General features: G+C 69.4%; 19 protein-coding genes and 1 riboswitch. Of the genes, 11 read left to right on the top strand and 8 right to left on the bottom strand.

Annotation, left to right across the window (positions count from 1 at the left end):
- The first annotated feature begins 122 nt into the window (after positions 1–122).
- Positions 123–1976, top strand: coding sequence for an ABC transporter ATP-binding protein (locus BLT19_RS16195; RefSeq protein WP_091492398.1), 1854 nt, complete (start codon positions 123–125; stop codon positions 1974–1976).
- Positions 1973–3790, top strand: coding sequence for an ABC transporter ATP-binding protein (locus BLT19_RS16190; protein WP_091492396.1), 1818 nt, complete (start codon positions 1973–1975; stop codon positions 3788–3790). The genes BLT19_RS16195 and BLT19_RS16190 overlap by 4 nt, the downstream gene beginning before the upstream one ends.
- A 193-nt stretch (positions 3791–3983) precedes the next feature.
- Here BLT19_RS16190 and BLT19_RS16185 read toward each other — a convergent pair whose 3' ends face one another.
- Positions 3984–4436 carry a GNAT family N-acetyltransferase gene (locus BLT19_RS16185; protein WP_091492393.1) on the bottom strand — a complete coding sequence of 151 codons (453 nt, stop codon included), beginning with the start codon at positions 4434–4436 and terminating at the stop codon, positions 3984–3986.
- A gap of 144 nt (positions 4437–4580) precedes the next feature.
- On the opposite strand from BLT19_RS16185, the gene BLT19_RS16180 reads away from it, so the two are divergent.
- On the top strand, positions 4581–6800 hold the full coding sequence (locus BLT19_RS16180) for an NADP-dependent isocitrate dehydrogenase (protein WP_091494282.1): 2220 nt from the start codon (positions 4581–4583) through the stop codon (positions 6798–6800).
- A 170-nt stretch (positions 6801–6970) separates the two neighbouring features.
- Here BLT19_RS16180 and BLT19_RS16175 read toward each other — a convergent pair whose 3' ends face one another.
- Complete coding sequence (locus tag BLT19_RS16175) at positions 6971–8458, bottom strand: L,D-transpeptidase family protein (RefSeq protein WP_091492390.1); 1488 nt, start codon at positions 8456–8458, stop codon at positions 6971–6973.
- Positions 8459–8560: 102 nt separating this feature from the next.
- The gene (locus BLT19_RS16170) at positions 8561–9043 is read right to left on the bottom strand and encodes a hypothetical protein (protein ID WP_091492388.1); all 483 of its coding nucleotides are present in this window, start codon (positions 9041–9043) and stop codon (positions 8561–8563) included.
- A gap of 177 nt (positions 9044–9220) precedes the next feature.
- Between BLT19_RS16170 and BLT19_RS16165 the strand changes: the two genes are divergently transcribed.
- From BLT19_RS16165 to BLT19_RS16135, 7 genes are all read left to right on the top strand, one after another.
- Positions 9221–10414: an ROK family transcriptional regulator gene (locus BLT19_RS16165; protein WP_091492385.1), complete on the top strand. Its 1194-nt coding sequence runs from the start codon at positions 9221–9223 to the stop codon at positions 10412–10414.
- A 63-nt stretch (positions 10415–10477) separates the two neighbouring features.
- Positions 10478–11740 (top strand): extracellular solute-binding protein, encoded by a 1263-nt coding sequence (locus BLT19_RS16160; RefSeq protein WP_091492382.1) that lies wholly within the window; start codon positions 10478–10480, stop codon positions 11738–11740.
- 90 nt (positions 11741–11830) lie between these two features.
- Entirely contained in the window at positions 11831–12835 is a 1005-nt protein-coding gene (locus BLT19_RS16155; RefSeq protein ID WP_091492380.1) for a carbohydrate ABC transporter permease, read from the top strand.
- Between the two features lie 95 nt (positions 12836–12930).
- A complete protein-coding gene (locus BLT19_RS16150) occupies positions 12931–13797 on the top strand; it encodes a carbohydrate ABC transporter permease (protein WP_407939835.1) in 867 nt (288 codons plus the stop codon).
- A gap of 43 nt (positions 13798–13840) precedes the next feature.
- The gene (locus tag BLT19_RS16145; protein ID WP_091492373.1) at positions 13841–14782 is read left to right on the top strand and encodes an ROK family protein; all 942 of its coding nucleotides are present in this window, start codon (positions 13841–13843) and stop codon (positions 14780–14782) included.
- A complete protein-coding gene (locus tag BLT19_RS16140) occupies positions 14775–15554 on the top strand; it encodes a glucosamine-6-phosphate deaminase (protein WP_091492370.1) in 780 nt (259 codons plus the stop codon). The genes BLT19_RS16145 and BLT19_RS16140 overlap by 8 nt, the downstream gene beginning before the upstream one ends.
- Before the next feature lie 68 nt (positions 15555–15622).
- Entirely contained in the window at positions 15623–16018 is a 396-nt protein-coding gene (locus BLT19_RS16135; protein ID WP_091492367.1) for a PPOX class F420-dependent oxidoreductase, read from the top strand.
- Between the two features lie 3 nt (positions 16019–16021).
- Here BLT19_RS16135 and BLT19_RS16130 read toward each other — a convergent pair whose 3' ends face one another.
- From BLT19_RS16130 to BLT19_RS16110, 5 genes are read right to left on the bottom strand one after another with little or no spacing between them, the layout of a single operon-like run.
- Positions 16022–16423: an NUDIX hydrolase gene (locus BLT19_RS16130; RefSeq protein ID WP_231917695.1), complete on the bottom strand. Its 402-nt coding sequence runs from the start codon at positions 16421–16423 to the stop codon at positions 16022–16024.
- On the bottom strand, positions 16420–17811 hold the full coding sequence (locus tag BLT19_RS16125; protein WP_231917694.1) for an FAD-binding oxidoreductase: 1392 nt from the start codon (positions 17809–17811) through the stop codon (positions 16420–16422). The genes BLT19_RS16130 and BLT19_RS16125 overlap by 4 nt, the downstream gene beginning before the upstream one ends.
- Positions 17808–18194, bottom strand: coding sequence for a YrdB family protein (locus tag BLT19_RS16120; RefSeq protein WP_091492362.1), 387 nt, complete (start codon positions 18192–18194; stop codon positions 17808–17810). Before BLT19_RS16120 ends, BLT19_RS16125 begins: the two co-directional genes overlap by 4 nt.
- 33 nt (positions 18195–18227) lie before the next feature.
- Positions 18228–19418 (bottom strand): N-acetylglucosamine-6-phosphate deacetylase, encoded by a 1191-nt coding sequence (nagA, locus tag BLT19_RS16115; RefSeq protein ID WP_091494273.1) that lies wholly within the window; start codon positions 19416–19418, stop codon positions 18228–18230.
- Complete coding sequence (locus BLT19_RS16110; protein WP_091492359.1) at positions 19415–20974, bottom strand: beta-N-acetylhexosaminidase; 1560 nt, start codon at positions 20972–20974, stop codon at positions 19415–19417. Before BLT19_RS16110 ends, nagA begins: the two co-directional genes overlap by 4 nt.
- An 82-nt stretch (positions 20975–21056) precedes the next feature.
- Positions 21057–21139, top strand: a riboswitch (ZMP/ZTP riboswitch).
- Between the two features lie 37 nt (positions 21140–21176).
- On the opposite strand from BLT19_RS16110, the gene glyA reads away from it, so the two are divergent.
- Positions 21177–22451 (top strand): serine hydroxymethyltransferase, encoded by a 1275-nt coding sequence (glyA, locus tag BLT19_RS16105; RefSeq protein WP_091494270.1) that lies wholly within the window; start codon positions 21177–21179, stop codon positions 22449–22451.
- The last annotated feature ends 89 nt before the right edge of the window (positions 22452–22540 follow it).

Here is a 22540-nt window from a genome sequence, read left to right as displayed (position 1 = left end):
CGCGAGGGCATAGAGCCGGCACCATACGCGTTCTCGTTCGTCAGTCGTTGCCGGCGTCGCTGTTCCCGGACGCCTCGACGACTCCTTCTGCCTCTCCACCTGCGCGACATCCTCCAAGGATCATGATCTCCACCCCTCCTGCACACGACGGCCGCCTCTCCACGCCGAGGGCGCTCCTGCGCCTGCTGCCCTTCGCGAAGCCCGTTCTCGGGCGCCTCATCCTGGGCGCCGTCAGCGCGCTCATCGCCAGCCTGCTCGCCCTGACGATCCCGCTCGTCCTGGAGGTCATCGTCCAGGGGCCGATCGCGTCGGGCGACTTCGGGCAGATCGCGTGGGGCGCGACCGCGATCCTCGTCCTCGGCCTCTTCGAGGCGGTCATGGTGTGGCTGCGGCGCTGGTTCGTGCTCGGACCCGCGACGATGGTCGAGTACGAGATCCGCGAGAGCTTCTACGCGCGGCTGCAGCGGCTGCCCGTCTCGTTCCACGACAAGTGGCAGTCCGGTCAGCTGCTCAGCCGCATGATGCAGGACATCAGCATGCTGCGGCGATGGCTCGCCTTCGGCCTGGTGCTCCTGGTCGTCAACGTCCTGACGATCGCGGTCGGCACGGTGCTGCTGTTCCGCTGGCACTGGCTGCTCGGCACGACCTTCCTCGTGGTCTCGGCACCCCTCTGGTACGCCGGCTACCGGTTCGAGAAGACCTATGGCACCCTTGCCCGGCAGAGCCAGGACCAGGCGGGAGACCTTGCGACCTCGGTCGAGGAGAGCGTGCACGGCATCCGCGTGCTGAAGGCGTTCGGCCGCGGCAAGCACGCGCTGCGCAAGTTCACCCGCCAGGCCGAGACGCTGCGCGAGACCGAGCTCAGCAAGGCCATGGCGGTCGGTGGCATCTGGTTCTGGCTCGTCCTGCTCCCCGACATCGCCTTCGCGCTGTGTCTCGGGGTCGGGATCTACCTGACCGCCCTCGGGCAGCTCCAGAGCGCCGAGCTCGTCGCCTTCTTCGTGATGGCCACGGTGCTGCGCTGGCCGATGGAGTCGATCGGCTTCCTGTTCTCGTTCCTCCTGGACGCGCGGACGGCGACCGACCGCATCTTCGAGGTCTTCGACGAGCAGAACGCGATCACCGATCCCCGATCGCCCGTCACCATCGAGCATGCTCGCGGAGAGCTCGCGTTCGAGAACGTGCACTTCCGGTATCAGGATGCCGCGGCATCCGAACGCGACCTCATCGACGGTGTCGACCTGGTGCTGCGTCCGGGCGAGACGATGGCGCTGGTGGGTCTGACCGGATCGGGCAAGACCACCCTGACCACGCTCCCGACGCGCCTGTACGACGTGACCGGCGGGCGCGTCACCCTGGACGGCGTCGATGTGCGGGATCTGAGCCTGCGCGAGCTGCGCACCCACATCGGCATGGCCTTCGAGGATGCAACCCTGTTCTCGCAGACCGTGCGCGACAACGTGCTCCTCGGTCGCGAAGACCTCGAGCCCGGCAGCCCCGAGGCCGAGCGGGTCCTGCGCGAGGCCCTCGGCGTCGCACAGGCGGGCTTCATCGACGACCTCCCCGACGGCGTCGACACGATCATCGGCGAAGAGGGCCTCAGCCTCTCCGGCGGTCAGCGACAGCGGCTCGCGCTCGCGCGCGCCGTCGCCGCGCGGCCCTCGGTGCTGGTGCTGGACGACCCGCTGTCGGCGCTCGACGTCGACACCGAGGCGCTCGTCGAGGACGCCCTGCGGGAGGTCCTGCACAGCACGACCGCCCTGGTCGTCGCCCACCGGCCGTCCACGGTCATGCTCGCCGACCGGGTCGCGCTGCTGGAGGCCGGACGCGTCACTGCGGTCGGGACGCACTCGGAGCTGCTGCGCGACAGCGAGCACTACCGGCACGTCATCACGAGCCTGGAGACGGATGAGGCGCTCCGACAGGCGCAGGCACAGGAACCGGATCTGGATCAGGCGATGGAGGTGAAGCGATGAGCACGGTCACCGTGACGGGAACCGCGGGCGAGGACCGCTCGGACTACACGCGCGACGAGAGCCGCTCGATCCGCCGCCGGTCGCTGCGCCTCCTCGGATCCCTGATCTCGCCGCTGCGCTGGCAGCTGGTGCTGGCCGGCGTCGTGCTGGTCGTCTCGACCGCGCTGCGCGTGATCGGACCCCTGCTGCTGGCGTACGGCTTCGACACGGCCCTGCCCGCCGCGGTGGAGCAGATGAACTGGCTCCCCACGATCGGCGTGGTCGTGGTGTACCTGCTCTCCGGCATCGGCGGCGCCGCCCTCATCGGCTGGTACGTCGTGGTCGCGGCGCGCCTGACGCAGGCAGTCATGCTGGAGCTGCGGAAGCGGATCTTCCTGCACACGCAGCGCCTGAGCCTCGAATTCCACGAGTCGTACACCTCGGGCCGGATCATCTCGCGCCAGACGAGCGACCTCGACACGATCCGCGAGCTGTTGGACGGCGGGCTGAACGAGCTGGTCTCCGGCGTGCTGTACGGCGTGTTCACGCTCGTCGCGCTCTACTTCCTGGACTGGCAGTCCGGCGTGATCCTGACGGTAGCCGGCATCCCGCTGTTCCTGCTCATGCGCTGGTTCTACCTCCGCTCGCAGGCGGTGTACCGCGAGTCGCGAGTGGTCAGCGCGCAGGTCATCGTGAAGTTCGTCGAGACGATGACGGGCATCCGCGCCGTCAAGGCGTTCCGCAAGGAGCAGCGCAACGACGACGAGTTCGGCGAGCTGGCCCTCAAGTACCGCGACGTCAACATCCGCTCGATCCGCCTGTTCGGAACCTTCGAGCCGGGACTCATGGCGATCGCCTCGGTCGCGCTCGCGCTGATCGTGCTCTGGGGCGGCATCCGTGTCGCGGACGGCTCGATCCTGGTCGGAACGCTGCTGGGCTCGGTCGTCTTCGTCCGCAACTTCTTCTCGCCGATGCAGGAGGTGGCGTTCTTCCTGAACTCCTACCAGTCCGCCACCGCCGCGCTGGAGAAGGTCTCGGGAGTGCTGGAGGAACAGCCCACCGTGCCTGATCCCGAGAAGCCGGTCGACCTGTGGAACGCGCGCGGGCACATCCGGTTCCAGGACGTGCACTTCGGCTACTCCGACGATCGGGTGATCCTGCCGGACTTCACGCTCGACATCCCCGCCGGGCAGACCGTTGCACTCGTGGGCACCACCGGTGCCGGCAAGTCGACGCTCGCGAAGCTCGTCTCGCGCTTCTACGACCCGTCCTCCGGCAGCGTCAGCCTGGACGGCGTGGACCTGCGCCGACTGCACCCCAAGGACCTCCGGCGCGCGATCGTCATGGTCACGCAGGAGGCGTACCTGTTCAGCGGGACCGTCGCCGACAACATCGCGTTCGGCAAGCCCGACGCGACGATGGACGAGATCCGCGCGGCTGCGCGGGCGGTGGGGGCGGATGCCTTCATCGAGGCACTCCCGGACGGCTACGGCACCGACGTGAACAAGCGCGGCGGTCGCGTCTCTGCGGGGCAGCGCCAGCTGATCTCGTTCGCCCGGGCGTTCCTGGCGGACCCGGCGGTGCTGATCCTGGACGAGGCGACGGCCTCGCTCGACATGCCGTCGGAGCGCCAGATCCAGGAGGCCCTGCAAACCCTGCTGGCCGACCGGACCGCGATCATCATCGCCCATCGGCTCTCGACCGTCGCCATCGCCGACCGGGTGCTCGTGATGGAGCACGGCGAGATCATCGAGGACGACACCCCCGAGGAGCTCATCGCCGGCACTGGCAAGTTCGCGCAGCTGCACGCCGCGTGGCGGGAGTCGCTGGTCTGAGCCGGTGCCCGCGGGTGTCGACCGGCGCTCTCGGCGCTTTGCGTCGGAGGACGTGACGAACGTCGGAGGATTCACGCGAATCCTCCGACGGAAGGCACATCCTCCGACGCGCGGAAAGCACATCCTCCGACGCGCGGAAGGCACATCCTCAGACGGAAGGACCGAGCGGATGCCGCGCAGCGCCCGCCCCGCGCTACAGGCGGATCTCGGCGATGACCTCGCCGTACTCGGTCTCACCCACCGGTGTGAACCCGACGCGCTCGAAGAACGCTTGCGGGCCGCCCTCGCCCGCTTCGTAGATCACGTCGACGCGGTCGACGCCGCGGTCGCGCGCCTCTTCGAGGAGCTTCTGCACCGCGAAGCGGCCGACGCCGCGACCCTGATCGTCGGCGTCGACGTTGATTCGCCACAGCACCGACTGGAAATGCTCCTCGGGCGCCTCGGGATCGAAGTTCGCGCTGACGAAGCCCACGACCTCGTTCGCATCGAGCACGACCCGCTGCCACGATGTCTGCGGATTGATCACGGTGGCCGCGATCCCATAGCTCACCGGGGCCAGATACTGCTCCTGCCCGGGCTTGAGGGACATGTTGTTGACCGCCACGATCGTCGCAGCGGACAGTTCGACCAGACGCAGCTCAGCCATAGCCACAGGCTAGTGGTCGGATCGCCGAATCGCGAAGGCGAGGAACGCGGGTTCATTCGGCTCTCACACACAGAAGTATCTCGATGTCGAGATACTTCGGCGTTGAGATAGTCTGGAAACGACGACCGAATGGAGACCACGACGGTGACCGACTCGACCATCATCTACACCCACACCGATGAGGCGCCGGCGCTCGCGACCGCATCCTTCCTGCCGATCGTGAAGGCCATCACAGGTCAGGCGGGAGTCGACGTCGAAACGCGCGACATCTCGCTCGGCGGTCGTATCCTCGCGGCGTTCCCGCAGAAGCTGACTCCCGAGCAGCAGGTCGGCGACGCGCTGGCCGAGCTCGGCGGACTCGCCACGCTGCCCGAGGCCAACATCATCAAGCTGCCCAACATCTCGGCGTCCATCCCGCAGCTGAAGGCCGCCGTCGCCGAGCTCCAGGCCCAGGGTTACGACATCCCCGACTATCCCGACGAGGCCGACACCCTCGAGGCCAAGGACGTCCGCGCACGGTACGACCGCATCAAGGGCTCGGCCGTGAACCCGGTGCTGCGCGAGGGCAACAGCGACCGCCGCGCGCCGCTGTCCGTGAAGAACTACGCGCGCAAGCATCCGCACCGCAACAAGGCCTTCGCGACCGGCTCCAAGACACGTGTCGCCACGCTCGGCCACGACGACTTCAAGTCCAACGAGAAGACCGTGGTCATCCCGAGCGACGACGTCCTGACGATCCAGCACGTCGCCGAGGACGGCACGGTGACCCAGCTCAAGACCGGCATCAAGGTGCTCCCGGGCGAGATCATCGACGCGACCTTCCTGTCCGCGTCGGCGCTCGACGCCTTCCTGGCGCAGACGCTGGCGGATGCCGCGGACGACGACGTGCTCTACTCGGTGCACCTCAAGGCGACGATGATGAAGGTCAGCGATCCGATCATCTTCGGGCACGTCGTGAAGGCCTACTTCGCGGACGTCTTCGACCGGTACGGCGATCGCATCGCCGAGGCGGGGCTGACCCCCAACGACGGTCTGGGTGCGATCCTCGCCGGGCTCCCGTCGGTGGACATCGGCGATGACATCGCCGCGGCGATCACCGCAGACCTCGAGCGCGGACCGAGACTGTCGTACACGAACTCCGACAAGGGCATCACCAACCTGCACGTGCCGTCGGATGTCATCGTGGACGCCTCGATGCCGGCCCTCATCCGCAACGGCGGAAAGCTCTGGGGTGTCGACGGCGGCGAGGACGACACCCTCGCCGTCATCCCCGACTCCTCCTACGCCGGCGTCTTCCAGACCGTGATCGACGACGTGATCGCCCACGGGCCGCTCGACCCCGCGACGATCGGTTCCGTGCCGAACGTGGGCCTCATGGCCCAGGCCGCCGAGGAGTACGGCAGCCACGACAAGACGTTCGAGATCGCCGCCCCGGGCGTGGTCCAGGTGCTCGACCAGGCGGGCGACGTGCTGATCGAGCACACCGTGCAGACCGGCGACATCTGGCGCGCCACGCAGACCAAGGACATCCCGATCCGCGACTGGGTGAAGCTCGCCGTCTCACGCGCCCGCGCGTCCGCGACTCCGGCGGTGTTCTGGCTGGACAAGACGCGCTCGCATGACGCCGCGCTGATCGAGAAGGTCGCGACCTATCTGAAGGATCACGACACCGAGGGCCTCACGATCGAGATCCTGCCGCCCGCCGAGGCGACGCAGTACTCGCTGGACCGGCTGCGCCAGGGCAAGGACACCATCTCGGTGACCGGCAACGTGCTGCGCGACTATCTCACCGACCTGTTCCCGATCCTCGAGGTCGGCACGTCGGCCAAGATGCTCAGCATCGTGCCGCTGCTCGCCGGCGGCGGACTGTTCGAGACGGGCGCCGGCGGGTCGGCCCCCAAGCACGTGCAGCAGCTCGTCGAGGAGAACTACCTCCGGTGGGACTCGCTGGGCGAGTTCTTCGCCCTCGCGGCATCGCTGGAGCACCTGGCGACGACCACGGGCAACGTGCGGGCGCAGGTCCTGGCCGACACACTGGATGCCGCCACGGGAACCTTCCTGGAGAACGACAAGTCGCCCGGGCGCGCACTCGGGACGATCGACAACCGGGGGAGCCACTTCTACCTCGCCCTGTACTGGGTGCAGGAGCTCGCCGCCCAGCAGGCGGATCCCGAGCTGGCGGCGATCTTCGCGCCGGTCGCCGAGGTGCTTTCGACGCACGAGCAGCGGATCGTCGACGAGCTGCTTGCCGTGCAGGGCTCGCCGGCCGAGATCGGCGGGTACTACCGCCCCGACGAGGAGCTGGTCGAGGCGATCATGCGGCCGTCGGACACGTTGAACGGGATCATCGATTCGATCGGCTGAGCGCCGGGACGAACCGGTCGAGGAGCCGGATGCTGCGGCATCCGGCCCCTCGCCGCGTGCAGGGGAGACCAGCGGTGCGGGAGGTCTCGATACGCTCGATGGCGCTCGCTACTCGACCTTGACACGCTGACGCATTCACGCGGGCTTCGCTCGCATCGACCCGTCACGTGTCAGTAGTGCACAGAGACCTCGGTGCCGATCGGCGCCCAGTCGAACACGTACTCGGCGGCACTCACGGGCATGTTGATGCAGCCGTGGCTCATCTGGTTGCCGAAGTTGTCGTGCCAGTAGGTCCCGTGGAGGGCCTCGTCGCCGTTGTAGTACATGACGTACGGCACGTCCGGCGTGAAGTAGTACGGCGCCTTCGTCAGATCGCGGTTTCCCATGTTCTGCGAGGTGAGCTTCGAATTGATCCGGAAGTTGCCGGTTCCCGAGTTGAAGCCGTCCTTGCCCGACGAGATGTACCAGGACTGGACCACCGCGTTGTTCTCGTAAAGGACCGCCTGCTGGTCGCTGAGGTTCACCTCGATGCGACGGGCGAGCGTCGTGATGACCGGCGCGACCTCGGTGACCGGGAGCGTGAACGCGGCGTTGCCGGTCGACAGCTGGGTGGCGTAATCCGATGCGACGCTCGACGTGTCGCCGAGGGCGCGGCCGGAGATGCCGGCAGCCTCCTCGCGGAGCACGTCGCCGCTGGAGTCTGTGATGACCTTGCCGTTCTCGGCCGCCCGGTTCACGAGCGGGGCCAGAGAATCGACCATCGGCTGGATCGCCGCCGCGTCGGCGCTGATGTCGAAGGTTCCGTCATCGGTCGGCTGGACGGTGATCCAGGATGCCGCGACCGCGCGATCGATCGGCACCGTGCGCTCGGTCCCGACGTAGAAGCCGGCGGTGTCGAGCATGCTGTTCAGCGTCGCCGTCGACGCTTCGGCGGTCGCCGTCGAGGTGATGGCCGCGACTTCAGCCGGCGTCGCGTCGAGCTCGACGCGGGACTCGCCGTCGGCGAGCGCGGTCTGCAGGGCGAGGCGGACGGATTCGACGTCCACACCGGTTCCGGGCTCGGCGGGAGTCGTCATGAAGCTGGCGGTGGCGGCATCGAAGGCGATCGTCGCATCGACGGGGTCGGTGTACAGCGCCGGTGCTGCTTCGCGCAGCGCCGTTGTCGCGGCCTCCTCGTCGATGCTGACAGCGGCCGTCGAGGGGTCTGCGAACCAGGTCGTCGGGTTCCACATCGGGTGCAGGGCGAACGCCCGGTCGGCGAGCGCCCGCGAGTCGACGGAGGCGCCGAGCTCGGCGGCGGTGACCTCGGCGTCGCCACCGTCACCCGTGAGCACGACGGTCGTGGTGGCCAACTGCGCCGCCACGGCGTCGGCCGCGGCACCGGGGGTGGAAAAGCCCACCGGGACGCCGGCGATCGAGGTGCCGGGGGCGATGAGGACGAGGGAGGAGGCGACGAGCGCGATGACTGCGGCTCCGGCCGGAACGCCGATCCACCAGCCGAGGTGCTTGCTGCGCTTCGGGGGCTCGGCGGGAGCCCATGCGTATTCGCCGGTCGTCGCGTCGCCAGGAGGCGCTGCGGCGTCGCCGACCGGCCCGTCGACGATCGCATCGTCGTCCGGCGCACTGTCAGCGTTCGGTCTGGTGACCACATCCGTCACGCGATCACCCCCGTGTCGTGCGAATACGTCCCTTTATGGTACGCGACGCCGCACCGCCGGCAGGCAACGGTGTGGTCACGACCCGGTCGGGGAGATCCGAGGTCAGGGAGTGCAGATCTCCTGGAACGACTCGCTGGTCTCCTGGAACTTCGTGCCGAGTTCGGTGAGGTCCTCGACCTTGGAGACATCGCCCTGCGTGACGGCCGTCATGACCTCCCCCGCTTGCGCGAACATGTCGCGCAGCGCAGGCAGGAGTGCGGCCACCTCGTCGTTCGTCACCTGTAACGCCGCGCCCGCGAGCTTCTCCGCCGCGGCGTTCATCGCCTCGGCGACGGCGGCGGGGTCCTCGGCGCCGGACGTCTCGAACTCCGCGGTCGCGTCCGAGATCGTCTCCTGGACGAGCGCACACGCGTCCTGCGTCGACTGGCCGCCATCACCTGGGGCATCCTCGTTCTGCGAGGAGCCGCCGCCGGTGCCCGACGGGGCGGGAGCGCCCGTGCAGCCGGCGAGGCCGAGAAGTGCGACCGCACTCAGCGTCGTGATGACGACGAGCCGGGGGGCGGAACGTGCGATCCTGCGGGGCATGGTGTCCTCCTCGTGGGCTTTCCACTGTAAGCGACTCGCCGGTCCGTGTCCCAGGCATCCGTCCGCCGCCGCAGCGTCGTTGCCGGCCGATCACGGAATGTAACGCTTTTGTAAACACCCCGTTCAAATCAGTCCGAACGCTTGCGGCATGTTTGTTCGTAAGGTCTACTAACAAACATGACCGCATCAGAGCGCAGCAGCTCGATCACGCTCGAGCAGCCGACCACGGCACCCGCGGGCGCTCGCTCGTTCGGTGCCGGCCGGGCATTGCGCCAGGGGTCGAAAGTCCTGCCCGAGCACGCGCGAGGACACAACCGTTCGCTGCTGCTGCAGACGCTCTTCCACCAGGGGGCGATGAGCCGCGCCGATCTCTCACGCGAGACCGGACTGACCCGCGTGACCATCTCCGACCTCATCAGCGATCTCATCGCCGACGGCTTCGTCGCCGAGATGGGCGTGCGCGAGGCATCCGGACCGGGAAAACCCGCCATCCTGGTCGATCTCGATCGCGCGGGTCACCGCATCGTGGGAATCGACCTGTCCGGCAGCGACGCCTTCATCGGGGCCGTCCTCACCCTCGACGGGAACATCGTGGTCCGCCGCGAAGTGCCGGTTCCGACCGAGGGCGATGTGATCGAGACGGTCGTCGCGCTGGCGCGCGACCTCGTGGCCCAATCCCACGCGCCGGTCCTCGGCGTCGGCGTGGGCACGCCGGGTGTCGTCGGCGATGACGGCGTGATCCTCACCGCACCCAACCTGCGCTGGGCGGGCTTCGACCTCGAGGGTGCGCTGGAGCGCGCGCTCGGCCTGCCGGTCCTGGTGGCCAACGACGCGAACGCCGCAGTGCTGGCCGAATACACCTTCGGCGGCGCGGGAGACGACGTCCTGCTGGTGAAGGTCGGCCGAGGAGTCGGCTCAGGACTCCTGGCATCCGGTCGTCCGATGCGCGGCGCACACTTCGCCGCAGGCGAGATCGGCCACGTCACCGTCGGCACCGACGGTGGACCGCTGTGCGTGTGCGGGAAGGTCGGATGCCTCGAAGCCTGGCTGGCCGTGCCGGCCCTGACCGCGCGCCTGGCCGCCGCCGCGGACGACGCGGCGCGCATCGGCATTCTGAGCGACGCGGGGGAGCGGCTCGGCATCGCCCTGGCACCCATCGTCGGCGTGCTCGACGTCTCGGAGATCGTGCTCTCCGGACCCCCTGAACTTCTCGACGGACCCCTCGCAGCTGCGACCGTCGAGACCCTCCGCGCACGGACGCTCGCCGAGTTCCACGACGGCGTGCGGGTGCGGATGACGGAGCAAGGCCAGGACATCGTCCTGCGCGGAGCTGCCGTCATGGTCCTCTCCGGACAGCTCGGGGTGTCGTAGGCACCCGAAATCCCCCGGATGGGTCACCCGGCCCAGCCGAACACCAAGAAAAAGGAAGACACCATGAACAAGAAGCTCGGAGCACTCGCGCTCGTCGGCGCTTCGGCTGTCGCGCTCGCCGGTTGCGCGGGCGGCAGCGGTGCCGCGCCCAGCGATGCCGCCGGTGGCGAGATCACCGTGTGGCTCGTCGGCACCGACACCCCGGACACCGCGCGCGACTACCTCAAGAAGACGTTCGAGTCCGAGAACGAGGGCTGGACGCTCAAGGTCGAGGAGAAGACCTGGGCGGACACGAACGAGACCTATGTCGCCGCGCTGTCGTCGAACGACTCGCCGGATGTCGTCGAGGTCGGCAACACGCAGGCGCTCGGCTTCATCGACCAGGGCCTGTTCGCCGACATCACCGACATCAAGGAAGATCTCGGCGGCGATGACCTGCTCCCCGGCCTCGTGGACGCGGGGACCTACGACGACGCGTTCTACGCAGCGCCCTACTACGCCGGTGGACGCATCGTCTTCTACTCGCCGCAGCTGGTGACCGCGCCGGTCCCCGCGACCCTGGACGACTACGTCGCCCAGGGGATCGCGATGGAGACGCCCACGATGTCGGGCATCTACGCGCCGGGCAAGGACTGGTACAACGCGCTTCCCTACGTCTGGGCGCACGGCGGAGAGATCGCCGTCCAGGATGGCGACGAGTGGGACGCGCAGTTCTCCAGCGACGACAGCGTCGCAGGGCTCGAACAGCTCCAGGAGGTCTACCTCAACGCCACCAACGCTCCCGCCGACGGCGACGAGGCCAACCCCCAGGTGCCCTTCTGCGCCGGCGAGGTCGGCTATCTGTCGGCTCCCGGCTGGGTGAAGTGGTCGATCCTGGCGGAAGCGGACGCCGAGAACCCGGGGTGCCCCGACACCTACGGCACCGACCTCGCAGCGTTCCCGCTACCCGGTATGACGGCGGGCGAGACCGCGCCCATCTTCGCCGGCGGCTCGAACATCGCCGTCGCGCAGAAGAGCGCGAACCCCGAGATGGCCAAGGCCGCGCTGAAGGTCCTCCTCTCCGAGGGCTACCAGCAGCTGCTGGCCGAGGGCGGGCTCACCCCTGGCCTCATCTCCGCAGCATCCTCGCTGCCGGACGACGCAATCACCCAGGCTCAGGCCACGGCGCTCGCGAACTCGAAGTTCACCCCGATGAGCCCGAACTGGACCGAGGTCGAGTCGGCGCTGATCATCCCGGACGCCCTCGTCAAGATCGCGCAGGGCGGCGACGTCAAGGCGATCGCCACCGATCTCGACTCGCAGATCGAGGCGATCCTCAACAAGTAGTGCACACGGCGGGGGTCCCGGCCACGGGGCCCCCGCCGCTCTGCGCAGCACCCCCCTGCGCAGCACCCCGACACACAGAGAGGAGACCCCATGAGCGACACCTCTACCGACACCGCCACCGACACCGCCACTGCGGTCCGCGCAGCCCGTCCGGGCTCCGGTGCAGCCGCGTCCCGCGTGCGCGGTCCCCGCGAGAAGGCACGCGCCCGGCGCGAAGCGCGCGGCGGCTGGAGCCTGCTGGGTCCGTCCGTGATCATCCTGGGCGTCATGGTCGGCTACCCGGCCGTGCTGATGGTCATCCAGTCCTTCACGGACTACAGCGTCAAGAACAAGGTGCAGGGCACCCTCCCCGACTTCGTCGGCTTCGACAACTACCTCGAGGTCTTCACGCAATCCGACTTCCCGGCCGTGCTCGTGCGCAGCCTCGCGCTGATGGTCGCCATGACGGTGCTGATCATCGGCCTCGGCGTCCTGGTGGCGGTGCTGATGACCCGTCTCGGTCGCGGCTGGCGCATCACCGTGTCGGTCGGCCTCCTGCTCGCCTGGGCGATGCCGCCCCTGGCCGCCACCACCGTCTGGGGCTGGATCTTCGACACCCAGTACGGCCTGGTCAACTGGGCGCTGAACACCCTGACCGGCACCGACGACTGGACGAATCACTCCTGGCTCATCGACCCGATGTCGTTCTTCTTCGTGCTGATCATCATCGTCGTCTGGCAGGGCGTGCCCTTCGTCGCGTTCACCACCTACGCCGCGCTCGGCCAGGTCCCCGGTGAAGTGCTCGAGGCGGCATCCCTCGACGGAGCCACCGGCATCAAGCGCTTCCGCTTCGTCGTCTTCCCGTACCTGCGCAGCGTCCTCATCGTCGTCCTGGTCCTCCAGGTCATCTGGAACCTGCGCATCTTCACCCAGGTCTACGCGCTGCAGTCCCGCGGAGGGCTCGCGTCCGAGACCAACGTGCTCGGCACTTACATGTTCCGGCAAGGCCCCGGCGACTTCGGCTTCACGAGCGCGATCGGCGTGATCATGGTCGCGCTGCTGCTGATCCTGTCGTGGCGCTACGTGCGCTCGACCCTCAAGGAGGAGGAGCTGTGAGCACTCAGATCAACGCCGGCACGCAGCTCGGCACGATCGGCGTCGACGAGATCCTCGAGGACGGCGGGAAGCCGCTGGCGCCAAAGCGCCGTTCGATCGAGGCGCGTCGACCCTCCAGCAAGCGCATCGTGACGCGCACCCTCCTGAACATCGCCGCCTTCATCGTCTTCATCTGCTCGGTGTTCCCGGTGTACTGGATGATCAACATGTCGCTCACGCCGAGCAACAAGATCATCAGCCGCACGCCGAGCCTGCTGCCGCTCGAGATGACGTTCAAGAACTACGTCACAGCCTGGACGCGCGAAGCGGCTCCCGGTCAGACCGATTTCCCGCACGGGCTCATGACCTCGACCATCGTCACGGTCGGCGTCCTGATCGCCACCCTCCTGTTCGCGTTCCTCGCCTCCGTCGCCCTGGCCCGGTTCGCGTTCCGCGGGCGACGCCTGTTCATCGTCTCGGTGCTGGTCATCCAGATGATCCCGGGCGAGGCGATGATGTTCACGATCTACGGCATGATCGACGACTGGCGTCTGATGAACACGATGCTGGGGCTGGGGATCGTCTACCTCGCCTCGGTGATCCCGTTCACGATCTGGACGCTGCGCGGATTCGTGGCGGGTGTCCCCGCCGACCTCGAAGAAGCCGCCATGATCGATGGGTGCACCAAGTCGCAGGCGTTCTGGAAGGTCACCTTCCCGCTGCTGGCTCCGGGACTCGTCGCGACCGGCATCTTCGCGTTCATCCAGGCATGGAACGAGTTCACCATGGCGCTGCTGCTCATGAAGGGCTACAACCTGACGCTGCCGACCTGGCTGAATTCGTTCCAGTCGGCCACCGAGGCCACCAACTGGGGTGCGGTGATGGCCGGCGCGACGCTGATCTCGATTCCGGTCGTGATCTTCTTCCTCATCGTGCAGGGGCGCATGACCGGCGGCCTGGTCGCGGGGGCGGTCAAGGGCTGATGCGCGCGCACAACACTGCCGTCGCCCATCGGGGAGCCGGCCGATGAGGGTCGGGCTGGACGTCGGAGGAACCAAGACCGACGCGGTCGCCGTCGATGAGGGCGGGTCGATCGTCGGACGCGTCCGGCTGGCGACCGGATGGGGAGCGGATGCCGTCGTCGGCACGGTCTTGGAGGCTGTCGCCGCCCTCGGCATGCAGAGCGCCGTGACCGGCCGCCCGATCGAGTCGGTCGGTATCGGCATCCCGGGTCAGATCGAGCCGGGAAGCGCGCGCGTGGTGCATGCCGTGAACCTCGGTGTCGCGGAGCTGGATCTCGCGGCCGTCGTCGGCCCGCGTCTGGGCGCACCGATCCACGTCGAGAACGACGTCAAGGCGGCGGCCTACGGCGCGTACGTCCTGCACGGCGGGTCGGGATCCATGGCGTATCTGAACCTCGGCACGGGCATCGCAGCGGGCATCGTCTCGGACGGCAGCCTCTGGCGAGGCGCCCGAGGCACCGCCGGCGAGGTCGGCCACATCTCGGTCGACCCGAGCGGTCCGCTCTGCCGCTGCGGCCAGCGGGGCTGCATCGAAGCGCTCGCCGGCGGCGGCGCGATCGCCGAGCGGTGGGCGCATCCCGGCGCGCTTCCGGTGCGCGATGTCTACGACGCCGCCGATGCCGGGGACGGGAACGCGCGGAATCTGCGGGCGGGCCTGGCCCGCGGAGTCGCCGCAGCCGTTCGGGTGCTCGTGCTGACCGCGGACGTCGACGCCGTCGTGCTCGGCGGTGGGGTGACCGCCCTGGGGGCGCGATTGATGGGCGACGTGTCCGCCGAGCTGGCCGCCAGCGCCGAGGCATCCCCGTTCATGCGCTCGCTGCACCTCGAACAGCGCGTCGAACTCCTGCCGGCCGGCTCGCCCGCCGCCGCCCTCGGCGCCGCCCTGGTGGGTGCATCGACGGGTGGCCCGGTCCGGGGAGCAGCGGAGGCGCTGACCCGTGGCTGAGATCGTCATCGTCCCCGACGCGGCGGCCGGCGGCGCGATCGTCGCCGACGAGATCGCACGGCTGATCCGCGGGAACCCCGCAGCGGTGCTCGGGCTGGCGACCGGGTCGACCCCGCTGCCGGTCTACGACGCGCTTCCCGCGCGCCTGAGCGGGGTGGATCTTTCGCGCGTGCGCGGATTCGCCCTCGACGAGTACGTCGGCATCGACCCGTCGCACCCGGAGAGCTACCGCTCGGTCATCGCCCGCGAGGTGGTCCAGCCGCTGGGACTGGACCCTGCCCGCATCCGCGTGCCCGACGGCTCGCTCGAGGGCATCGAGCATGCCGGCGACGACTACGAGCGGGCGATCGGCGAGGCCGGCGGCGTCGATCTGCAGATCCTCGGCATCGGCACCGACGGACACATCGGGTTCAACGAGCCGGGATCGTCGTTCGCCTCCCTCACGCGCGTGAAGACGCTCACCGAGCAGACGCGGCAGGACAACGCGCGGTTCTTCGATTCGATCGACGATGTGCCGCGGCACTGCATCACCCAGGGCCTGGGCACCATCCTGCGCGCGCGGCACCTGGTGCTCCTCGCCTTCGGCGCCGGAAAGGCCGCGGCGGTCGCCAGTGCGGTGGAAGGGCCGTTGACCGCCTCGCTCCCGGGATCGGCGATCCAGCTGCATCCGCACGCCACGGTGGTCATCGACGAGGCCGCGGCATCCGATCTGGCCCGTGCGGACTACTACCGGTACGCCTTCGCGAACAAACCCGCCTGGCAGGGCCTGTAGCCCCTCTCGCCGAGTGCGAACCGCGGGAGGCGGAGCCGGCCGAGGCGCAGCGGACGTAGGGTCGAGCAATGACACTCCCCGACGAACTGCTCGCCCTCCTGCGCGGCAAGAGCACCTGCTACATCTCGACGCTGATGCGCGACGGCTCGCCGCAGCTCACGCAGGTCTGGGTCGACACCGACGGCGAGCACGTGGTCGTCAACAGCGTGGACACGCACCTGAAGGTCCGCAACCTCCGGCGCGACCCGCGGGTCGCGCTCACCATCAGCGACCCGTCGCACCCGAGCGGCTACTACCAGGTGCGCGGCCGCGCGATCGAGATCACCGAGCAGCGCGGCGCCGAGCACATCGACGAGCTGTCGCAGAAGTATTCCGGCAAGCCCTACCCCTGGTACGGCGGCCGCGATCAGGTGCGCGTCGTCATCACGATCGAGGCCGACAAAATCAGCAGCGTCGGGGTCTGAGACTCAGGACCAGAGGCGGGGGAGCAGGAAGTCCAGGCTGAGCGGAGCGAGCGCGACGGCGGATGCCTCGTCCCGGGCGATCCATCGCAGCTCCTCGATCTCCGCGCGCGGCGACACGTCACCCGGCTCGGCGCGCACCGCGAAGACCTCCGCCACCACGCGGTGGCCCGGCTCGTTCGCGGCATCCGCTTCGAACGTCCCCCACGGTTCGAGCGCCGACGGGTCCACGATCAGCCCGACCTCCTCCTCGAGTTCCCGTGCCAGCGCTTCGGCGGCGTCCTCACCCGGCTCCGGCTTGCCGCCGGGCTGCATGAACACCGTCGTGCCGCGTTTGCGCACGAACAGCACTCGCCCATCGGCGTCGGTGATCACGGCCGCGCTCACGAGGATGCGCCGCGAGGTCACCGGGCGAAGACCTTGCCGGGGTTGAGGATTCCCTGCGGATCGAAGACACCGGTGATCTGCCGCTGCAGCTCCCACTGGTCATCGCCGAGCTCGTCGGCCAGCCACCGTCGCTTGAGGACCCCGACGCCGTGCTCGCCGGTCAGGGTTCCGCCCAGCCGGAGGGCGGCGCGGAACATGTCGTCGGCGGCATCCCAGATCGCATCGGGGACCTCGACGATGCCGGCCTCGTTCGGGACGGCGTCGAAGATGAAGTTCGGGTGCAGGTTGCCGTCGCCGGCGTGCGCCACGGTCGGGATGACGATGCCGTGCTCCCGCTCGACCCGCGCGATCTCGTCGAACATCGCAGGCAGGGCGCTGCGCGGCACCGAGACGTCCTCGATCAGGGTCGTGCCGAGCGTCTCCATCGCGGGATGCATCGACCGTCGGATCGCCAGGAGCCGCTCGCCCTCTTCGCGGTCCGCCGACACGGTGACGGTTCCGCCCACGGCGCGCAGCGTGGACGCGATCAGTTCGGCCTCCGCCGCGGCAGCCGGGCCGTCGGTCTGGATCGTGAGCTGCGCGGCGCCCGGCGTCGGCGGCGCGAGGTCCAGGAGCGCGTGCACAGCGGCCAGGCATGCGGCATCCATCAGTTCCATGATCGCGGGCTGGGCGCCGGAGGCGGTCACGGCTGCGGATGCCTCGGCCGCCGTCCGTACCGTCGGGAACGTCGCCGCAAGCGTGCATACCTCGCCGGGAATGAGTCGACGGAGCTTGAGCGTGGCGCCCACGACCACCCCGAGCGTCCCCTCGGAGCCGATGACGAGCGATGTGAGGTCGAGCCCCGTAACACCCTTGACGGTGCGATGACCCAGGCGCAGCAATCGGCCGTCGGCGAGCACCAGGTCGACGCCGAGCACCGCGTCGCGGACGACGCCGTACTTGGCGCAGAGGAGTCCGCCGGCGCCGGTCGCGATGTTGCCGCCGACCGTCGAGATCGCCCGGCTGGCCGGGTCCGGAGCCCACCAGAGGCCGTGTTCGGCCAGCGCGTCGTTCAGATCCGCGTTCAGGATGCCGGGCTCGACGACGGCGAGCAGGTCGTCGGGGCGCACCTCGAGGATCCGCTGCATCCCGCGCACCGAGAGCGCGATCTCGCCGGCGCCCGCATTCGCCCCGCCCGCCAGGCCGGTCCCGGCGCCGCGGGTGACGACCGGCGTTCCGGTCGATGTCGCGATGCGGAGGGTGTGCTGCACATCCTCGACGGATGCCGCGTGCACGACGGCGAGCGGGGTTCCGGCGGCCGCGTGGCCCGACTTGTCGGCGCGCGCATCCTGCAGCGCGCGCTCGGAGGTGTCGACGCGATCGACCAGTGCCGCCCGAAGGAGGCCGACGACGTCGGAGCCCGCGCTCACGCGAGACGCCGGCGACCGGCGAGCACGCCGGCGGTGACGGCGACGATGCCGAAGATCAGCCCGACCCACACCAGCCCCATGCTCCACCATGCGATCGTGGCCGCCACGTAGACGAAGAGCTCGACGACGGCGCGAACGAAGGGGTGCACCGCGATCACCGCGCGGGGGGAGACGAACAGCGCCCACACCAGGATCGCGAGCACCGGTGCGCCGATGCCGGCGACGATGTTCCACGGGAACGGCCACAGCGCGAAGCCCCAGATCGCGAGGCTCGCGAAGGCGAACAGCTCGCACAGGAACGCGAGCAGATCGATCGGCGAGATCGGCGCGCGGGTGCCCGGCGGCAGCGGCGCGGGCGTGCTCGCGGAGGACGATTCGGACATGGCCCTATTCTACGGCGGCCGAGATGCCCGGCCTCAGTCCACTGGCGTGCCGTCCGCCCAGACGGACCGCACGACCAGATCGCTGCCCAGCAGCACCGCATCGGCGGCGCGCCCGACGCTCAGCGTCCCGTAGTCGCGGTCGACGCCGATCACCCGTGCCGGGACGACGGTCAGCGCCGCGACCGCATCTGCCAGATCGACTCCGGCCGCGACGGCCGTGCGCAGCGCGGCATCCTGGGTCAGCGTCGAGCCGGCGATCGGCCCCTCGCGTGCCGGATACCCGTCCACGAGGCGGGCAACGCGGTCCTGCACCTGCACGCGCAGCGACCCGAGACGGTAGTCGCCGTCCGGGCTGCCGGCGGCGGCCATCGCGTCGGTCACCAGCGCGATCCGCCCCGGCGCCATCGCGAACGCGGCACGGACGATGTCCGGGTGCAGGTGCACCCCGTCGGCGATGAGCTCCAGCGTGATGCGCGGGTCGGATGCCGCGGCGCCGACCGGCCCCGGATCCCTGTGGTGGAGTCCGGGCATGGCGTTGAAGGCGTGGGTGAGGATGGTCGCCCCCGCCTCGAACGCCTGCCGGCAGGTCGCGTCGTCGGCGCCGGTGTGCCCGATCGCAGCGGCTGCCCCGGCCCGGACGGTCTCCCGGATGGCCGCGAGTGCGCCGATGCGCTCGGGCGCGAACGTGATCTGGCGGATTGTGCCGCGCCCCGCATCCAGGAGCTGCTCGACGAGCCCCGGTTCCGGTGCGCGCAGGAGGTCCTCGTCGTGCGCGCCACGGTGGTCGGCCTCGAGGAACGGCCCCTCCAGATGCGAGCCGAGCACGTCGTGGTCTGAAGCGACCAGGTCGGCGACTGCACCGGCCCGCCGCGCCAGCTCGTCCACGGGAGCGGTCACCAGCGAGATCACCGCCCGGGTGGTGCCGTGGCTGCGGTGCAACGTGCGGGCGGTGCGGATCGCGTCCGCACCGTCGTCGTAGGCCGCGCCGCCGCCGCCATGCCCGTGGATGTCGATGAAGCCCGGAGTCAGGACGGCCCCCGCGCCGGCGGTCGCTGCGCCGTCCACGACGGTGCCGGCATCCGGTTCGCTCCGCCACCCGCCGCCGATGCCGCTCGCGGCGACCCGTCCACCCTCGAAGCGCACCCATGCGTCCTCGATGACGCGGCCGTCATCCACGAGCCGGACCGAGTGGATCACGCTGCCCCGGCCGCCGTTCGTGGTCACCGGGTCGCCCACGTCAGTTCGTCCGAGTGGGGCAGACCGAATCCGAGGCTCTTCCAGAGGGGCCCGAGGCCGCCGACGCGCTCGCGGAAGGATTCCCACGTGCGAAGCTCGCTCGCCGTCGTCGCAGGCGACCAGGCGGCCTCGGCGGCTGCGGCGATCCGGGGGAAGGCCATCTCGTCGATGTCGTCCAGCGTGCGGATGGTCTCGGTCCACATCGGCGCCTCGACGCCGAGGATGTCCGCTTCGCCGATCCCATCCAGAAGGGTTCCGGGCTCCCACGAGTACGCGCGCTCCACGCTGGTGACGCCGCGTGCCCACGTCAGTCCGAGCGGGTTTCCGGCGTCGTACTTCATGTCGAGGTAGATCGCATCGGCAGGCGAGAGGATCACGCGCGACCCGTGCGCGACGAACCCGCGGGCCTTCTCGTCCATGCCGTCGGTCGGGGTGAGGAATCCCCAGTACTGGCCGATCGTGGTGGGGGCGATTCCTTCGGCGTCGCCGGCCTCGTGCCAGGTCACCGGCGTCTTGCCGAGGCTTACGGCGATCGCTGTGACGCGCGCCATGAACAACGCGAAGTCCTCCGGGTCCGTTCCGAGCGCCTCGTCGCCGCCGACGTGCAGGTACGGACCAGGGGTCATCGCCGCCAGCTCCGTGAGCACGTCGGTGACGAAGTCGTACGTCCTCTCATCGTGGATCCGCAGCGACGAGAACCCCACCGCCATGCCGTCGTACGGGACCCCCGGCGTCGGCAGTGCTCCGCCGTGCTGCTCGGCGACCTCGCGGATGTGATCGCTGAGCACAGGTGCCTCGGCGAGCTGCGGATAGGCCAGTCCGACGGCGTGCGTGTGTCCGGGCAGATCGATCTCGGGCACGACGATCATGTGGCGGGATGCCGCGTGGTCGATGATCCGGGCGTAGTCGGCCTTCGTGTAGAAGCCACCGGGGTCGCCGCCCACGGAGCTTCCCGAGGCGACGTCGGTCAGCTCGGGCCGGGAATCGAGCTGGATGCGCCAGCCCTGGTCATCACTGAGGTGCAGGTGCAGGACGTTGAACTTCAGCGCGGCCGCGCGGTCGACGTACGCCTCGACGGTCTCGGCGGAATGGAAGTGCCGGGCGACGTCGAGCATCACGCCCCGGTACGCGAATCGGGGTGCGTCCTCGATCCGCACGGCGGGGATGACGAATGCTTCGCCCTGGCGGGTGATGAGCTGCGCCAGGGTCTGCACGCCGTAGAACAGCCCGGCGGCGTCGGTGCCGACGAGCGAGACGGATTCCTCGTCCACCTCCAGTCGATATGACTCGGCCGATCCGCCCGGCTCGAGGCCGCCTGCCTCGATGCGCACCGTGATCGGCGCGCGCCCATGAGCGAGAACGGACCGATCACCCGTGCGCGCCTGGATCAACGCGGCCAGCGCCGCGCCGGCATCCGGATCTCCTGCGATCTGCACGTCGGGGGTCAGGCGGAACGCCGGCGATGCGAGGACCTCGATGCGGGCGGGGGCGGGGACGATGGCGATGGTCGGCACGATGACATCATTCTGGTCTGCGGACTTCATGTAAAGATCCCTAACAAATAGCTCCTGGCCAGCGTATCAGCGACGGCGTCCCGGGCGAAGAGTCGATGCCATCCGTTATGCTCAGGACGTCGCGACTGGCGTTGAGGTGGTTCACCACCGGGGAGCGAACGACACGGCATTCGACCGCTCGCCTGGGCCGATGCGCACCTTCCGTTCGCCGTGCTTCCGTCAGGAGATCGCCATGACCGATCAGTACTTCAACGCCCCCCTCTCCGAGGTCGATCCCGAGATCGCCCAGGTCCTCGAGCGCGAGCTCGAGCGTCAGCGCGGCTATCTCGAGATGATCGCCTCGGAGAACTTCGTCCCGGTCTCGATCCTGCAGGCGCAGGGGTCGGTGCTGACCAACAAGTACGCCGAGGGCTACCCCGGGCGCCGCTACTACGGCGGCTGCGAAGAGGTCGACGTCGCCGAGGAGCTCGCCATCGAGCGTGCGAAGTCGCTGTTCGGCGCCGACTTCGCCAACGTCCAGCCGCACTCCGGCGCGACCGCGAATGCTGCCGTGCTGCACGCGATCGCCCGCCCCGGTGACACGCTCCTCGGCCTCGCGCTGGACCAGGGCGGACACCTCACGCACGGGATGAAGATCAACTTCTCCGGTCGGCTGTACAACATCGTCGCGTACGGCGTCGATCCGGAGACCTCGGTCATCGACATGGACGAGGTGCGCCGCCTCGCGATCGAGCACCAGCCCAAGGTGATCATCGCCGGCTGGTCGGCCTACCCGCGTCAGCTCGACTTCGCCGCGTTCCGTGCCATCGCCGACGAGGTCGGCGCGCTGCTCTGGGTCGACATGGCCCACTTCGCCGGTCTGGTGGCGGCGGGCCTGCACCCCAGCCCCGTGCCGCACGCGCATGTGGTCTCCTCGACCGTGCACAAGACGATCGGCGGCCCGCGCTCGGGCTTCATCCTCACCAACGACGCCGACATCGCCAAGAAGATCAACACCGCGGTGTTCCCCGGCCAGCAGGGCGGGCCCCTCATGCACGTCATCGCCGCGAAGGCGACGGCGTTCAAGCTCGCGGCGACGCCGGAGTTCAAAGAGCGCCAGGAGCGCGTGCTCAGCGGGGCGCACCTGATCGCCGACCGCCTTTCGCAGCCGGATGTGACGGATGCCGGCATCGCCGTGCGCTCCGGCGGCACCGACGTGCACCTCGTGCTGGTCGACCTCCGCGAAGCCGAGATCGACGGCAAGCAGGCCGAGGACCTGCTGCACGAGATCCACATCACGGTGAACCGCAACGCGGTGCCCAACGACCCGCGCCCGCCGATGGTGACCTCGGGTCTGCGCATCGGAACCTCGGCGCTGGCCACCCGCGGGTTCGGCGACGCCGAGTTCACCGAGGTCGCCGACATCATCGCGCTCGCGCTGCTGCCCGGCGCCGACATCGAGGCGCTCCGCGCCCGCGTGGCCGCACTGACCGCCGCCTTCCCGCTGTACCCCGGGCTGGCGCAGTAGCGCCGCGCACCCGGGTCGAGCCGTTCGCACGCCGAGACCCGGGTATTCGGGCGAGACCCCCGCGCACATGCCCGGGTCTCGATGCAGAA

Source organism: Microbacterium pygmaeum, from assembly GCF_900100885.1.
Taxonomy (GTDB): Bacteria; Actinomycetota; Actinomycetes; order Actinomycetales; family Microbacteriaceae; genus Microbacterium; species Microbacterium pygmaeum.
Note: the sequence above shows the minus strand (reverse complement) of the source record. Positions and strands in the feature narration are given on the sequence as shown.